The following is a 14,874-nucleotide window of genomic DNA, read 5'->3' on the forward strand; positions in this document are numbered from 1 at the left end:
AGGTGGGGTAACCATGAACGCGCCGTACGACGGTGACCGCGGCCAGGGCGCCGCGGGCAGCTCGGGCTACCCCGAGGGCCCGCCGCAGGAGCCCGGCCCGGTGCCGCCGCAGCCCCCGGCGGACGCGTACCTCCAGGACGCCTATGACCAGGATCCCTACCGGGCGCAGGACCTGTCCGCCCAGGACCCGGTGACGGAGGCGCTCTACGACCGTGCCGCGCACCCCCCGCCGCCCCCGGGCAGCTACCAGCCGCAGCAGCCGCTGTACGCGCAGCCTCCGACACCGCAGTACACCCCGGACCCCCGCGTATGGGCCCGGCCGCCGGCGCCCGAGCCGGAGGGGCCGACTCAGCACCTGCCGTACGGCGACGACCCCCGGACGACGCAGTTCCTCGGGGTCGACGACCTGGTCAGCCAGGCCGGCGAGCAGCGCCAGCCGGACGCCTTCGCCCATCTCTTCCAGGACCAGCAGCAGGGCGGCGGACCGTCGTACATGGAACGCCCCTCCGTGCCCGGCCCGGCGCCCGCGCCGTCCCCTGCTCAGGGCCCGGCCGGGCAGTATCCCGGCCCCGGCCCTGCCCGCCCTCCCGCGCCCGGGCCGGCCGGAGCGTACGCTCCGGTTCCCCCGCTGGGTGCCGGGGCCGCCCCGGCACCGGCCGCCGCCCCCCTGCCCGCGTCCGCCGCGAAGAAGGGTGGGCGGGCCTCCGGCCTGCTGAAGTCCAGCGCGGTGATGGCGGCCGGCACGATGGTCTCCCGCCTCACCGGCTTCGTCCGCTCCGCGCTGATCGTCTCGGCGCTGGGCGTCGGCCTGCTCGGCGACACCTTCCAGGTCGCCTACCAGCTGCCGACCATGATCTACATCCTCACCGTCGGCGGCGGCCTGAACTCCGTCTTCGTGCCACAGCTCGTACGGGCCATGAAGGAGGACGAGGACGGCGGCGAGGCGTACGCGAACCGGCTGCTGACCCTGGTCATGGTGGCCCTCGGCGCGTTGACGGTGCTCGCCGTCGTCGCGGCGCCGCTGCTGATCCGCATGCTGTCCGACTCGGTCGCCGGCGACCCGGCGGCCAACGAGGTCGGCGTCACCTTCGTCCGCTACTTCCTGCCCTCGATCTTCTTCATGGGCATCCACGTGGTGATGGGGCAGGTCCTCAACGCCCGGGGGAAATTCGGCGCGATGATGTGGACTCCCGTCCTGAACAACATCGTGATCATCGTGACGCTCGGCGCATTCATCTGGGTGTACGGCAGCGCGGCGAACTCCGGTATGAAGGTCACGAACATCCCGCCCGAGGGCCAGCGGCTGCTCGGCGTGGGCGTTCTGCTCGGCCTCGTCGTCCAGGCCCTCGCCATGATCCCGTACCTGCGGGAGACCGGGTTCCGGCTGCGGCTGCGGTTCGACTGGAGGGGCCACGGCCTGGGGAAGGCCGCCACGCTCGCCAAGTGGACCGTCCTGTTCGTCCTCGCCAACCAGGCGGGCGCACTCGTCGTCTCCCAGTTGTCCACCGCGGCGGGCAAGCACTCCCGCGTCAACGGCACCGGCTTGGCCGCCTACGCCAACGCACAGCTGATCTGGGGCCTGCCGCAGGCGATCATCACGGTGTCCCTGATGGCCGCCCTGCTGCCCCGTATCTCACGCTCGGCCGCCGAGGGCGACTCCGGTGCCGTCCGCGACGACATCTCCCAGGGGCTGCGTACGACGGCCGTGGCGATCGTGCCGATCGCCTTCGGGTTCATCGCGCTCGGCATCCCGATGTGCACCCTGATCTTCGGCTCCTCCGGCACCGGCGCCGCCACCAACATGGGCTACATGCTGATGGCCTTCGGCCTCGGGCTCATCCCGTACTCCGTGCAGTACGTCGTGCTCCGCGCCTTCTACGCGTACGAGGACACCCGCACTCCCTTCTACAACACGGTCATCGTGGCCGTCGTGAACGCGGGCGCCTCCACCGCCTGCTACTTCCTGCTCCCGGCGCGCTGGGCCGTGATCGGTATGGCGGGGTCCTACGGCCTCGCGTACGCGATCGGCGTCGGGGTCGCCTGGGGACGGCTGCGCAAGCGGCTGGGCGGCGATGTGGACGGCGCACGGGTGCTGCGCACCTACGCACGGCTGGGGATCGCCTCGGTTCCGGCCGTTCTGCTGAGCGGAGCGGTCTGCTACGAAATCGGCCGCACGCTGGGCCAGGGTGTCGGCAGCTCACTGCTCGCCCTGCTCGGCGGCGGCGCCCTGCTCTTCGGTGTCTTCTACGTCGCCGCACGGAAGATGCGCATCGAGGAACTCAACTCAATGGTCGGCATGGTCCGCGGGCGCCTGGGGCGCTGAGGCGGGGGTACGCGCACAACCATCGTCCGCCGCTGTGTGTCGTGCATAGCGACGGACTGTGGGCACAATTGGTTTCTGCGTCGGACAGCGCGCAACGGATGGGGAGGCAGGAACGACGGTGGCGGAACGGAGCACGGCTGCCGTCGACGTGGCAGACAACAGCGGCGATGAGCCGCTGACCGCCAAGGCGGACCAGTCCACGTCCGACGGGGTGGCCAAGGACCGGGAGCGGAACACGGACGGCGACGAGGCACGGGGGGCGGGCGGGACGGAGCGTCCCGGGAGCGCCGCACCGCCCGAACTGCACAGCGGCCACAAGCTCGCCAGACGCTACCGCCTCGAGGAGTGCGTCACCCGTTTGGACGGCTTCAGCAGTTGGCGTGCTGTGGACGAGAAACTCCGCCGCGCCGTCGGCGTCCACATCCTGCCCGCGGACCACGTCCGCGCCCGTTCCGTGCTGGCCGCGGCTCGCTCCGCCGCGCTGCTCGGCGACCCCCGCTTCGTGCAGGTCCTGGACGCCGTCGAGGAGAACGACCTCGTCTATGTCGTGCACGAGTGGCTGCCCGATGCCACCGAGCTGACCGCGCTGCTCGCCGCCGGGCCGTTGGAGGCCCATGACGCCTACCAGATGGTCACTCAGGTCTCCCAGGCGATGGCGGCCGCCCACCGTGAGGGCCTCTCCCATCTGCGCCTGAACCCGAGCACGGTGCTGCGCACCTCCTCCGGCCAGTGGCGCCTCCGCGGCCTCGCCGTGAACGCCGCACTGCGCGGCATCGGCTCCGACACCCCGCAACGAGCGGACACGGAGGCCATCGGCGCGCTCCTGTACGCGGCGCTCACCCAGCGCTGGCCGTACGAGGACGACGCCTACGGCCTGTCCGGGCTGCCCAAGGGCGTCGGGCTGATCGCCCCCGACCAGGTGCGCGCCGGCGTCCACCGCGGTCTGTCCGAGCTGGCGATGCGCGCGCTGGCCAACGACGGTGCCACCGCGTCCCGGCACGAGGCGCCCTGCACCACGCCCGAGGAGCTGGTGAAGGCGATCGGCGAGATGCCCCGCATCCGACCGCCGGAGCCCTCCTTCACGGCGCCGCCGGAATACCAGCGGACGACGTACCAGCAGGGTACGTACGGCCGCCCCGCGCCCCACCCGGGCATCACCCAGCCCGTGTCGGCCCCGCCGCCCCCGCTGCAGAGCCGCACGGGCAAGGCCCTGAAGTGGGCCGTCTCGGCCCTGCTCATCGCCGCTTTGGGCCTCGGGAGCTGGCAGCTCGCGGAAGCGCTCATGGACAACAAGTCCGACAACACGAACCGGACGCAGACGACTGACGGCAACGGCAAGAACGGCGTGACGAAGCCCGCGCAGCCGATCCCGGTCCAGAACGCCAGGGAGTTCGTCGCCGAGGGCAGTCCCCAACACCCGAACGACGTCGACAAGACGTACGACCACAACAGCTCCACGTACTGGCGCACCGCCAGTTTCCTCGACGGTCCCGCGCTCGCGCCCTACAAGCCGGGGGTGGGCATCGTGTACGACCTCGGCTCGGCCCGGCAGCTCTCCACGGCGACCATAGGGCTCTACTACAGCGGCGATCACACGACGGTCGAGCTGTACGCGGCGGACTCCCTGTCACCGTCGTCACTGGACTCGATGCGGAAGATCGGCGACGGGACCACGAGCGGAACGAGTGCCACGGTGAAGCTCACCAAGCCGGTGAAGACCCGGTACGTCCTCGTGTGGCTGACCGCCCTGCCGCACGCTGATGGCGACAGCTACAGCGGCTCCGGCTACAAGCAGGCCATCACCGACGTGAAGTTCACGGGCTGAGCACGGGCTGGGGGAGGGGCCCGATGGCCGATGGAGCCGGGTACGGCGAAGCAAGCGATCAGGACCTCCTCACCCGCCATGTGGAGGGCGACGCCGACGCCTTCGGGGAGCTCGTGCGACGACACCGCGACCGCCTCTGGGCCGTGGCCCTGCGGACGTTGGGAGACCGGGAGGAGGCTGCCGACGCCGTCCAGGACGCCTTCGTCTCCGCCTACCGGGCCGCCCACACCTTTCGCGGCCGGTCCGCCGTCACCACCTGGCTGCACCGGATCACGGTGAACGCCTGCTTGGACCGTGCCCGCAAGGCGGCGTACCGGAAGACCTCACCCGTCGACGACACGGAACGGCTGGAGCAGCTCCTGGAGCCACACGAATCGGCGGCCGCGCCGGCCGAGCGCAACGATCTGCACCGCGAGTTGCTGGAAGCCCTGGGCACGCTGCCTGCCGATCAGCGGGCCGCCCTGGTCCTGGTGGACATGCAGGGCTACCCGGTGGCGGAGGCCGCTCGGATCCTCGATGTGCCGACCGGGACGGTGAAGAGCCGCTGCGCCCGCGGCAGAGCCAGACTGCTGCCGCTGCTCACCCATCTGAGGACGGAAGGCGGTGGCAAGGACGGCACGACGTCGGGCCGCGGGCGGAACCAGGCGCAGGGAGCATCCGTCCCACCCGCAGCGGCACCACATGATGCAGAACCTGACGATTCAGCTGCTGTGAAGGGCGGAGGTGGGCGAGCGTGACATCCACGACCGACACGGCCGGGCACCCGGACGTCGAGGAGCTCTCCGACCTCAGCGAAGGCGTTCTTCCTCACTCCCGCACCGTGGACGTACGGCGACATCTGGACGACTGCGTCCTCTGCGCCGACGTGTACGAGTCCCTGGAGGAGATCCGCGGGCTTCTGGGCGCCCTGCCGGGGCCCTCACGGATGCCGGGCAACGTGGCAAGCCGGATCGATGCAGCACTCGCCGCGGAGGCCCTGCTGGACGCGACGGCTCCCGATCCCGGGGGCCATCCCTCCCCTGAGTCCGCCGTCACGCATGTTTCACGTGAAACATCGCTCCCGTCGCCGACCGGCCGCCCTTCGGGGCAGGCCCGTGGCGGCACCGGGCCGGGTCGAGCAAAGCGTAAGCGCCGTGGTGTCCGGCGGAACGTGGCCCTGGGGATCGTCTTCACGGCCGCCGCCCTGGGCCTGGGCACCCTCCTGGTACAGACGCTGGGCGACAACGGAAGCCCGACCTCGCAGTCGGCGGCACAGCAGAAGACCGACGCGGCGCCCACCTACTCCGAGGGCACCCTCCAGAGCCAGGTGGCCAGCCTGCTGGCTGCGGAGACGGGCCGGGGGCACGCCCGCAACGCCAAACCCTGGGGCGTCACGTCCGAGACCGGCACGACGGGCTCCACGGGCTCCGCGGGCATGGAAGCGAACAAGACGCTGGAGGGCACCACCGTCAGTGTGCCCAGCTGTATAGAGCAGGCGATCAGCAACGCGACCGTGCTGGCCGCGGACGAGGGCCTCTACCGGGGGACCGCCGTCTATCTCGTGGTGACGCCCGATGCCTCGGACCCCACGAAGGTCACGGCCCATATCGTCGACGCGGCGTGCGCGAAGAGTGTCTCCGCCTCCCCCGGCAAGGTCCTGCTGACCCGCTCCTACGCTCGTTCCTGAGGCACCCGCAGCGGACGGTTCCCGCCCGCGTGGCCCTTGGCATCTGTGTGCGGTGCCGTGTCTCCGTGTGCCCGGACACACTGGGAATGCGGGCCCCTTAGGATCCGTTGGGTGGGTGAGAGTAATGGGAGAGGCTCCCACCGGCAGTAGCAGCAGCAGTCTCCAGAGACGAGGAATGAAGCCGTGAGCGACGTCCGTAACGTGATCATCATCGGCTCCGGGCCCGCCGGCTACACGGCGGCGCTCTACACCGCGCGCGCGTCGCTGAAGCCGCTCGTTTTCGAGGGCGCCGTCACTGCGGGCGGTGCGCTGATGAACACCACCGAGGTGGAGAACTTCCCGGGCTTCCAGGACGGCATCATGGGCCCCGAGCTCATGGACAACATGCGCGCGCAGGCCGAGCGGTTCGGCGCGGAGCTGGTTCCGGACGACGTCGTCGCCGTCGACCTCACGGGTGAGATCAAGACCGTCACGGACACCGCCGGCACGGTCCACAAGGCGAAGGCCGTCATCGTCACCACCGGATCCCAGCACCGCAAGCTGGCTCTGCCGAACGAGGACGCCCTGTCCGGACGCGGAGTCTCGTGGTGCGCGACCTGTGACGGCTTCTTCTTCAAGGACCAGGACATCGCCGTGGTCGGTGGCGGCGACACCGCGATGGAGGAGGCCACCTTCCTCTCGCGCTTCGCCAAGTCCGTCACCGTGGTCCACCGCCGTGACACCCTGCGCGCGTCCAAGGCCATGCAGGATCGTGCCTTCGCCGACCCGAAGATCCGGTTCGTCTGGGACAGCGAGGTCGCCGAGATCAAGGGCGATCCCAAGCTGGAGGGTCTGACGCTGCGCAACCTGAAGACCGGCGAGCTCAGCGAGCTCCCGGTGACGGGTCTGTTCATCGCGATCGGACACGACCCGCGCACCGAGCTCTTCAAGGGCCAGCTCGACCTCGACGAGGAGGGCTACCTGAAGGTCGACGCGCCCTCCACCCGGACCAACCTCGCCGGTGTCTTCGGTGCCGGCGACGTCGTCGACCACACCTACCGCCAGGCGATCACCGCGGCCGGCACCGGCTGCTCCGCCGCTCTCGACGCCGAACGCTTCCTGGCCGCCCTCGCGGACAGCGAGCAGCAGGCCGAGCCCGAGAAGACCACCGTCTGACCCCCGTACGCACAGCCGCATCACCGAGTTAAGGAGCCCGCCGTGGCCGGCACCCTGAAGAACGTGACCGACGACTCCTTCGAGCAGGACGTCCTCAAGAGCGACAAGCCTGTCCTGGTGGACTTCTGGGCCGCCTGGTGCGGTCCCTGCCGCCAGATCGCCCCGTCGCTCGAGGCCATCGCCGCCGAGTACGGCGACAAGATCGAGGTCGTCAAGCTCAACATCGACGAGAACCCCGGCACGGCCGCCAAGTACGGCGTCATGTCGATCCCGACCCTGAACGTCTACCAGGGCGGCGAAGTCGCGAAGACGATCGTCGGTGCCAAGCCGAAGGCCGCGATCGTCCGCGACCTCGAGGACTTCATCACCGAGTAGTGCGGGCGCCGCTGAACCGACGCGGCGATGTTTCACGTGAAACCCGAATGGGCCGACCCGTCAGGGTCGGCCCATTCGCGTGACCGGAGCCGATGAGAACGAAGCGGCCAGGCTCACAGCGGCCGAAGCGCCGGTTCCTTCTGCACGGCTCCCAGAAGGCGGTCCAGAGCCAGTTCGACGTCTTCCTTCCAGGAGAGTGTCGAACGCAACTCCAGCCTCAGCCGGGGGTAGGTGGGGTGCGGTCGTACGGTCTTGAAGCCGACGGCCAGCAGATGCTCCGCGGGCAGGAGGCAGGCCGGCTCCTGCCAGCGGGCATCACCGAAAGCCTCGATCGCCTTGAAGCTGCGGCGAAGAAGATCCTTGGCGACCGTCTGGACCATCACACGGCCGAGCCCCTGACCCTGATAGCCCGGCATGATGAAGGCCGTGATCAGCTGCACGGCATCCGGTGACAGCGGGCTCGTGGGAAAAGCCGAGGAGCGCGGCACATAGGCGGGTGGGGCGTAGAGCACGAAGCCCACCGGCACCTCGTCGACGTAGACCACTCGGCCGCAGGATCCCCAGTCCAGCAGGACGGCGGAGATCCATGCCTCCTTCTCCAGCACGGCCGTGCCGGCCTTTACCGCGGCCTCACCGCTGACGGGGTCCAGTTCCCAGAAGACACACCCGCGGCAGCGTTTCGGAAGGTCGGGAAGGTTGTCCAGCGTGAGCGGTACGAGCCGACGCCCCATGAAAGGAGTTCCTCGCTTCCTTCGCCCGCGGCGCCGCGGGCGGCTGTCAGAGCGCTCCGCTCCCTGAGCAGGCTGCCGACGAACCCGCCGACCGCCCCCAGACCCAGGCCCGCGGTCATCAGTCCGGTGCGGCTCATGGTCCGCAAGGCCCACCGCCTCCCCGCTGAAGGTGCCGCCAGGTGGATGCGCCATACCCGTTCGCATCGTATCCATGATGCGATTCCATCGATACCGCCTGAAAGCAAAGAGCAGGCCGTGTTCCGGTACACACCGGACACAGCCCGCTCCTGGGGCCGGACGATCGCGGACGTCGGCCCATGGGTCGAATCAGTCCTCCGACTCCTCGTGGTCGGGGTCCAGGAGGCTGGTCTGGAGGACCGGTCCCTCGCCGGGGGCGAGCGTGCCGAGGATCCGTTCAAGATCTTCCATCGAGGCGAACTCGACGGTGATCTTTCCCTTCTTCTGCCCGAGGTCGACCTTCACCCGGGTCTCGAAGCGGTCCGAAAGCCGGGTCGCCAGTTCACTGAGCGCGGGCGACACCCGCGTACCGGCGCGAGGCCCCTTGGACCGCGGAGCACTCTGCGGCCGTGACCCCATCAGAGTCACGATCTCCTCGACGGCTCGCACGGACAGCCCCTCGGCCACGATGCGGTGAGCCAGCCGGTCCTGCTCCTCCGAGTCCTCGACGGACAGCAGAGCTCGGGCGTGGCCCGCGGAGAGCACTCCGGCGGCCACCCGACGCTGCACCGCAGGCGACAGTTTCAGCAAACGCAGCGTGTTGGAGACCTGTGGGCGGGACCGGCCGATGCGGTCGGCCAGCTGGTCGTGGGTGCAGTTGAAGTCCTTGAGGAGCTGGTCGTAGGCGGCGGCCTCTTCCAGCGGGTTCAGCTGGGCCCGGTGCAGGTTCTCCAGGAGGGCGTCCAGGAGCAGCTTCTCGTCGTCCGTGGCCCGCACGATCGCAGGGATGGCTTCCAGGCCGGCCTCACGGCAGGCCCGCCAACGCCGCTCACCCATGATCAGCTCGTAGCGCGCCGGGCCCACCTGCCGTACCACGATGGGCTGGAGGAGCCCCACCTCCTTGATGGAGGTGATCAACTCCGCGAGGGCGTCCTCATCGAACACCTCACGGGGCTGCCGTGGATTGGGAGTGATGGAGTCGAGGGGCAACTCGGCGAAGTGGGCACCGAACGGGGAAGCCGAGGTCTCCGTGGGGTCGCTCGCTGCCGGCTCCTCCGTTTCACGTGAAACGGGTGGAAGCGTGGCCACCTTCGCGGCCGCCACTCCCCGGTCCGCCGTCAGTACGGGCACCGTCGCCGGTGACACAGGCGTACCGCCACCCACCACCGTCGGGCCGGGTGCTTTCTCCCCCGTCGGAGCAGCAGGGATCAGTGCCCCGAGACCGCGGCCCAACCCCCTCCGTCGCTCGCTCACTGGATCCCCTCCACCATGCTCTGTTCCGTCTGGGCGCCGATATGGGCATGCTGCACGTCGTACCGTACGTCCACGCCCTTCAGCGCAATTTCTCGTGCCGCCTCAAGATAGGAGAGAGCGCCGCTCGACCCCGGATCGTACGTCAGCACGGTCTGTCCATAACTCGGCGCCTCGGAGATGCGGACCGAGCGGGGAATGCTGGTCCTCAGCACCTCGTCGCCGAAGTGGTTGCGCACCTCTTCCGCGACCTGGGACGCCAGGCGCGTCCGGCCGTCGTACATGGTGAGCAGGATGGTCGACACATGCAGGGTGGGGTTGAGATGTCCCCGCACCAGGTCGACATTGCGCAGCAGCTGACCCAGGCCCTCCAGTGCGTAGTACTCGCACTGGATCGGGATGAGGACCTCCTGCCCGGCGACCAGCGCATTGACCGTCAGCAGACCGAGCGAGGGCGGGCAGTCGATGAGGATGTAGTCCAGCGGCTGCTCATAGGCCTGGATCGCCCTCTGCAGTCGGCTCTCGCGCGCCACCAGAGACACCAGCTCGATCTCCGCACCGGCGAGATCGATCGTGGCCGGGGCGCAGAAGAGACCCTCCACGTCCGGGACCGGCTGGACGACCTCCGCGAGGGGCTTGCTCTCCACCAATACGTCGTAGATGGAGGGAACTTCAGCGTGGTGGTCGATCCCCAGCGCTGTGGAGGCATTGCCCTGAGGGTCGAGGTCGACCACGAGGACGCGTGCACCGTGCAGGGCAAGGGACGCTGCGAGATTGACCGTTGTCGTGGTCTTACCCACCCCGCCCTTCTGGTTGGCAACCACCATGACCCGGGTCTGCTCGGGTCGTGGCAGGCCCTCGCCGGCGCGCCCCAGTGCCTCCACCGCAAGTTGGGCAGCACGACCGATGGGAGTGTCGTCCATCGGGGGCGGTGTTTCACGTGAAACATCCTCCCCCATCGACTCGGTACGGGGACCGGGGACCGGATCGGTCATCGGTCCCGCGATGTTGGCGTCGGACCGCAAGGATTCACTCTCCTCGACTTCAGGCTCGCAATGAACAGAGCCTCCCATGTCTTCGGGGTCGTGAACCAGTGAGGTCTGGCCTTCTGTGGAGAAATCCACCTCTGTGGACAACTCCGTACCCTCCACGGGGGACAGGGCGCTTCGCGTAGACGGGTCTCCGAGGGATCCGAGGGGCTTGCGGTCGCGGGGTTCGGCCGCAGCTCGGCCGCGACTGATGATGCCGTGCAACAGTGAGCGACGTTTCACGTGAAACACGATGCACAGCAGCCGCGGCCGAGCCTCCGCGACACTCCGAGATGCGTAGGTTTGGCAGCTTGTGTGGAGTACGACTGGCCGTCAGGACGAACCGGTCGACCATGGGACCGGTGGCGTCGACGGGGCGCTCTCACCGACGTCGACGCACTCGTCCCGTCCGGGCCGCCTTCGCCCGCTTGGCCGCGAAACGTACACCGCCCGGGCTCTCCCCGACCTCCACGCGCACCACGGTCGACGGCGGATCCACGATCCCCTCACCGACGTGCAGAATGGACGTCTGCACGGCACCGAGCTTGCTGAGGGCACTGGACGCGCTCTTCAGCTCCTCCTCCGCGGTGTCCCCCTTGAGCGCCAACATCTCCCCGTACGGGCGGAGCAGTGGAATCCCCCAGGCCGCCAGACGGTCCAGCGGGGCCACAGCGCGTGCGGTCACGACGTGGACCGGTGGAATCCTGCCCATGACCTCCTCGGCGCGGCCACGGACGACGGTGACATGATCAAGACCCAGCAGCTCGACGACCTCGGTGAGGAAATTGGTGCGCCGCAGCAGCGGCTCGAGCAGCGTGATCTTCAGGTCGTCACGGACCAGGGCGAGCGGGATGCCGGGCAGTCCGGCACCGGAGCCGACGTCGCACACCGTCACTCCCTCGGGCACGACCTCCGAGAGCACCGCACAGTTCAGCAGATGCCGCTCCCACAGCCGGGGCACTTCCCGCGGGCCGATCAGGCCGCGCTGCACACCCGCCTCAGCGAGCAGTTCCGCGTAGCGGACCGCGTCCGCGAACCGCTCGCCGAAGACATCGCGGGCCTGCTCGGGCGCGGGGGGAAGCTCTGCTGCCTCCGTCACGGGGACCGTCCTTCCGTACGGCAGGGAGCACTCGGCGCACCCTTGCCAGGACTATCAGGGAACCATCGGCTGCCGGAACCGCAGCCGTGAGGGACTACCAGGCTGACAAAGTTCGGCCCCGCCTGCGCAACAGACGGGGCCGGAAGAACGTGCGGACCGAATCAGGCGGGCAGCACGACGACGAAGCGCTGCGGCTCCTCGCCCTCCGACTCGCTGCGCAGTCCCGCGGCCTTGACCGCGTCGTGCACCACCTTGCGCTCGAACGGCGTCATCGGCTTGAGCTTGACGGGCTCGCCGCTGCTCTTGACCTCGGCCGCCGCCTTGGCACCCAGCTCCGAGAGCTCGGCACGCTTCTTGGCGCGGTAGCCCCCGATGTCCAGCATCAGCCGGCTGCGGTCGCCGGTCTCCCGGTGCACGGCCAGACGCGTCAGCTCCTGGAGCGCCTCCAGCACCTCGCCGTCACGGCCGACCAGCTTCTGCAGGTCGCGGCCGCCCGTGTCGCTGATGATCGACACGGAGGCGCGGTCGGCCTCGACATCCATGTCGATGTCGCCGTCCAGGTCGGCGATGTCCAGCAGACCTTCGAGGTAGTCCGCCGCGATCTCGCCCTCCTGCTCCAGGCGGGTCAGGGTGTCTGCGCCCTCGGCAGCGGCGGACGTGGTGCCTTCCGTCACGGGATGGACTCCTTCTTACTTCTTGGACGGGGACTTGGGCCGCTGCGGACCCTTGCGCTGGCCGGACTGGGCCCTGCTGCGGGTACCGGAGCCACCAGGCTGGGCGCCCGACTTCTTGGCGGTACCGGCGGGCTTGGTGTCCTGTGCCTCGGCGTCCTGGGGTTCGGTGTCCTGCGGCTCGTCGGACTTGCTCAGCGACGGAGACGAAGAGGACTTCGCTTCGGGACCATCCGCCGGCTTGGTACTGCCGGTCTGGCGCTGCGCCTTGCTCTGCCGCTTGGGCTGCTGCCGCCTGGGGGCGCCCGTGATCGGCGCTCCGTCCTCGACAGTGGCGACGGCCGCGGCCTCGCTCTTCACCACGGTGCCGTCGGGCTGGGCCGCGAGGCCCTCCTTGTTCAGACCGTTGATGAACTTGCGCTCGAACTCGTTGCGGTCGCGGCCCTTGACGACGATCGCCTTGACGATGGCCCGCTCACGCCGGTTGCGGGTCTCACCGTGGTGCGTGACGTGCTTGTGCAGGCGCTCCAGGTAGGCGGCCTGAGCCTTGGAACCCGGGGTCGGGTTGTTGTGGATCACGTACATCTGCTGGCCCATGGTCCACACGTTGGTGGTCAGCCAGTAGACGAGGACACCGACCGGGAAGTTGATGCCGAAGACGGCGAACATGATGGGGAAGACGTACATCAGCATCTTCTGCTGCTGCATGAACGGCGTCTTCACCGTCGTGTCGACGTTCTTCGTCATCAGCTGGCGCTGCGTGTAGAACTGCGACAGCGACATCAGAACGATCATGAGCGCGGTGACCACGCGAACGTCCGTGAGAGAGGCGCCCAGCGCCTCCACCTTCGACGCGCTGTCCATGAACTTCGAGGCCAGCGGGGCGCCGAAGATATGGGCCTTCTGGGCGCTGGCGAGCAGCTTGTCGTCGATGACGCCGATGGTCTTGCCCGACGCGATGCCGTTGAGCACGTGGTACAGGGCGAAGAAGAACGGGGACTGCGCCAGGATGGGAAGGCACGAGGAGAGCGGGTTGGTGCCCGTCTCCTTGTACAGCTTCATCATCTCTTCGGACTGACGCTGCTTGTCGGTCTTGTAGCGCTCCTGGATCTTCTTCATCTCGGGCTGGAGCGTCTGCATGGCCCGGGTCGCCTTGATCTGCTTCACGAAGAGCGGGATCAGGCAGATCCGGATCAAAATCACCAGGGACACGATGGACAGGCCCCAGGCCCAGCCCGTGTCGGCGCCGAAGATCCCGCCGTACACCGTGTGAAACTGGACGATGACCCAGGAGACGGGTGTCGTGATGAAGCTGAAGAGGCTGGCAATCGTGTCCACTAATCATGCTCCTTGGGCATGGGACGAGGTCTCTGCGGCCCGGCTCGACGGGAGGTCCCCCTCGATGGCCGGTTCGGCGGCGGAGTGCCCGCCCTTGCGTGCACGCCAGGCGTTGCGCAGTATCTCGTGCCACCGCGGACGCTTGCGCGGCGGGACATGGTCCACACCGCCGAGCGACCACGGATTGCACCGCAGGATGCGCCACGCGGTGAGTGCCGTCCCCTTGACCGCACCGTGTCGGTCTATGGCCGTGTAGCCGTAGTGAGAACACGAGGGGTAGTACTTGCAGACCGGTCCGAGCAGTGGACTGATCGTCCACTGGTACAGCTTGATCAGAACCAGCAGCGGGTACTTCATCGCGCGCCCCCTCCTCCCAGCAGCCGTTGAAGGGCGGCATCCAGGTCTCGGGCCAGCTGTGCATGGTCGGCGTCACCCGCACCGGGCAGCGCTCGTACGACTACCAGGCTACCGGGGGGCAGGTCGGGCACTCGGTCACGCATCAGATGGCGAAGCCGGCGCTTCACCTTGTTGCGTATGACCGCTCCGCCCACCGCCTTGCTCACGACGAAACCCGCACGCGTCGGGGGAGCGCTCTCCCCAGGCGCGTGCGGGTCCGTGGCACCGCTACGAAGGTGGACGACGAGAAGCGGGCGTCCGGCCCGACGTCCTCGGCGTACCGCGGTCGCGAAGTCCTCGCGCCGCCTCAGCCGATGCTCGGTAGGCAGCACGTCATGACCTGTATGCGATCAGGCGGACAGACGGGCGCGACCCTTGCTGCGGCGGGACGCCAGGATGGCGCGGCCGGCACGGGTGCGCATACGCAGCCGGAAGCCGTGGGTCTTGGCGCGACGACGGTTGTTCGGCTGGAAGGTGCGCTTGCTCACTCGGGGGCTCCAGTAATGACTCGGTGGGTGGCGGGGTGTCGCCTGGCTGTCACCGTGCGCCCACGAGTAGCTCGCATTACGCCCGAGTGCACCGCTTCCCGATCACCGAAATGTGCCCTGGTCGGGGCACTGGTGCGTGATCTGTGCCCATCGGAGGCAGGCGGCAGCAGCCATCGACAACTCGACCTGGTTACGGTACGCGGGGCTGCGGCATCCGGTCAAACCAGCGACCCGGGAGAGACACTTGTCCACAGGCTGGGGACAACAACTTGAACCGTACCCGTCGCGCTGACTACCGTGGCTGGACTCCGATTCGTTCCCTTGTCCCCGCACCGGCTGATTCGTTCCGGC

15 protein-coding genes are annotated in these 14,874 nt (G+C 68.9%); 6 read left to right on the forward strand and 9 right to left on the reverse strand.

From position 1 onward, the window contains the following. The first annotated feature begins 13 nt into the window (after window positions 1-13). The 6 genes from murJ (at window position 14) to trxA (ending at window position 7,344) form a co-directional block, all read left to right on the forward strand. Entirely contained in the window at window positions 14-2,323 is a 2,310-nt protein-coding gene (gene murJ / locus ACFYMU_RS00570; protein ID WP_388366216.1) for a murein biosynthesis integral membrane protein MurJ, read from the forward strand. Between the two features lie 118 nt (window positions 2,324-2,441). Next, the gene (locus ACFYMU_RS00575) at window positions 2,442-4,148 is read left to right on the forward strand and encodes a serine/threonine protein kinase (RefSeq protein ID WP_388366218.1); all 1,707 of its coding nucleotides are present in this window, start codon (window positions 2,442-2,444) and stop codon (window positions 4,146-4,148) included. Between the two features lie 23 nt (window positions 4,149-4,171). Further along, window positions 4,172-4,885, forward strand: coding sequence for an RNA polymerase sigma factor SigM (sigM, locus tag ACFYMU_RS00580; protein ID WP_388366220.1), 714 nt, complete (start codon window positions 4,172-4,174; stop codon window positions 4,883-4,885). Beyond that, window positions 4,882-5,814: a hypothetical protein gene (locus tag ACFYMU_RS00585; protein ID WP_388366221.1), complete on the forward strand. Its 933-nt coding sequence runs from the start codon at window positions 4,882-4,884 to the stop codon at window positions 5,812-5,814. The genes sigM and ACFYMU_RS00585 overlap by 4 nt, the downstream gene beginning before the upstream one ends. 183 nt (window positions 5,815-5,997) lie before the next feature. Then, window positions 5,998-6,969 (forward strand): thioredoxin-disulfide reductase, encoded by a 972-nt coding sequence (gene trxB / locus ACFYMU_RS00590; RefSeq protein WP_388366223.1) that lies wholly within the window; start codon window positions 5,998-6,000, stop codon window positions 6,967-6,969. A 42-nt stretch (window positions 6,970-7,011) separates the two neighbouring features. After that, window positions 7,012-7,344, forward strand: coding sequence for a thioredoxin (gene trxA / locus ACFYMU_RS00595; protein ID WP_030608088.1), 333 nt, complete (start codon window positions 7,012-7,014; stop codon window positions 7,342-7,344). Between the two features lie 113 nt (window positions 7,345-7,457). On the opposite strand, the gene ACFYMU_RS00600 is transcribed toward trxA, so the two are convergent. The 9 genes from ACFYMU_RS00600 to rpmH all read right to left on the reverse strand — a co-directional run bounded on the left by ACFYMU_RS00600 (window position 7,458) and on the right by rpmH (window position 14,523). Then, window positions 7,458-8,075 carry a GNAT family N-acetyltransferase gene (locus ACFYMU_RS00600; RefSeq protein WP_388366225.1) on the reverse strand — a complete coding sequence of 206 codons (618 nt, stop codon included), beginning with the start codon at window positions 8,073-8,075 and terminating at the stop codon, window positions 7,458-7,460. A gap of 327 nt (window positions 8,076-8,402) precedes the next feature. Further along, window positions 8,403-9,506, reverse strand: a complete 1,104-nt coding sequence (locus ACFYMU_RS00605; RefSeq protein ID WP_388366227.1) for a ParB/RepB/Spo0J family partition protein — start codon at window positions 9,504-9,506, stop codon at window positions 8,403-8,405. Then, window positions 9,503-10,576, reverse strand: coding sequence for a ParA family protein (locus ACFYMU_RS00610; RefSeq protein WP_388366936.1), 1,074 nt, complete (start codon window positions 10,574-10,576; stop codon window positions 9,503-9,505). Before ACFYMU_RS00610 ends, ACFYMU_RS00605 begins: the two co-directional genes overlap by 4 nt. Window positions 10,577-10,913: 337 nt before the next feature. Continuing rightward, window positions 10,914-11,630 (reverse strand): 16S rRNA (guanine(527)-N(7))-methyltransferase RsmG, encoded by a 717-nt coding sequence (gene rsmG / locus ACFYMU_RS00615; RefSeq protein ID WP_388366229.1) that lies wholly within the window; start codon window positions 11,628-11,630, stop codon window positions 10,914-10,916. A 161-nt stretch (window positions 11,631-11,791) separates the two neighbouring features. Next, complete coding sequence (locus ACFYMU_RS00620) at window positions 11,792-12,304, reverse strand: protein jag (RefSeq protein WP_388366231.1); 513 nt, start codon at window positions 12,302-12,304, stop codon at window positions 11,792-11,794. 15 nt (window positions 12,305-12,319) lie between these two features. After that, window positions 12,320-13,639 (reverse strand): membrane protein insertase YidC, encoded by a 1,320-nt coding sequence (yidC, locus tag ACFYMU_RS00625; RefSeq protein WP_388366233.1) that lies wholly within the window; start codon window positions 13,637-13,639, stop codon window positions 12,320-12,322. A 3-nt stretch (window positions 13,640-13,642) separates the two neighbouring features. Beyond that, window positions 13,643-13,996: a membrane protein insertion efficiency factor YidD gene (gene yidD, locus ACFYMU_RS00630; protein WP_388366235.1), complete on the reverse strand. Its 354-nt coding sequence runs from the start codon at window positions 13,994-13,996 to the stop codon at window positions 13,643-13,645. Then, window positions 13,993-14,367 carry a ribonuclease P protein component gene (rnpA, locus tag ACFYMU_RS00635; RefSeq protein ID WP_388366237.1) on the reverse strand — a complete coding sequence of 125 codons (375 nt, stop codon included), beginning with the start codon at window positions 14,365-14,367 and terminating at the stop codon, window positions 13,993-13,995. The genes yidD and rnpA overlap by 4 nt, the downstream gene beginning before the upstream one ends. An 18-nt stretch (window positions 14,368-14,385) precedes the next feature. Further along, window positions 14,386-14,523: a 50S ribosomal protein L34 gene (gene rpmH / locus ACFYMU_RS00640; RefSeq protein ID WP_003956500.1), complete on the reverse strand. Its 138-nt coding sequence runs from the start codon at window positions 14,521-14,523 to the stop codon at window positions 14,386-14,388. Between the last annotated feature and the right edge of the window lie 351 nt (window positions 14,524-14,874).

Origin of the sequence: Streptomyces sp. NPDC007264 (genome assembly GCF_042869095.1) — a bacterium.
Classification (GTDB): domain Bacteria; phylum Actinomycetota; class Actinomycetes; order Streptomycetales; family Streptomycetaceae; genus Streptomyces.

Coding starts and splice junctions, on each gene's coding strand:
- ACFYMU_RS00600 (WP_388366225.1), bottom strand. CDS start 8,075: ATGGGGCGTCGGCTCGTACCGCTCACGCTGGACAACCTTCCCGACCTT.
- yidD (WP_388366235.1), bottom strand. CDS start 13,996: ATGAAGTACCCGCTGCTGGTTCTGATCAAGCTGTACCAGTGGACGATC.
- murJ (WP_388366216.1), top strand. CDS start 14: ATGAACGCGCCGTACGACGGTGACCGCGGCCAGGGCGCCGCGGGCAGC.
- ACFYMU_RS00610 (WP_388366936.1), bottom strand. CDS start 10,576: ATGGGAGGCTCTGTTCATTGCGAGCCTGAAGTCGAGGAGAGTGAATCC.
- sigM (WP_388366220.1), top strand. CDS start 4,172: ATGGCCGATGGAGCCGGGTACGGCGAAGCAAGCGATCAGGACCTCCTC.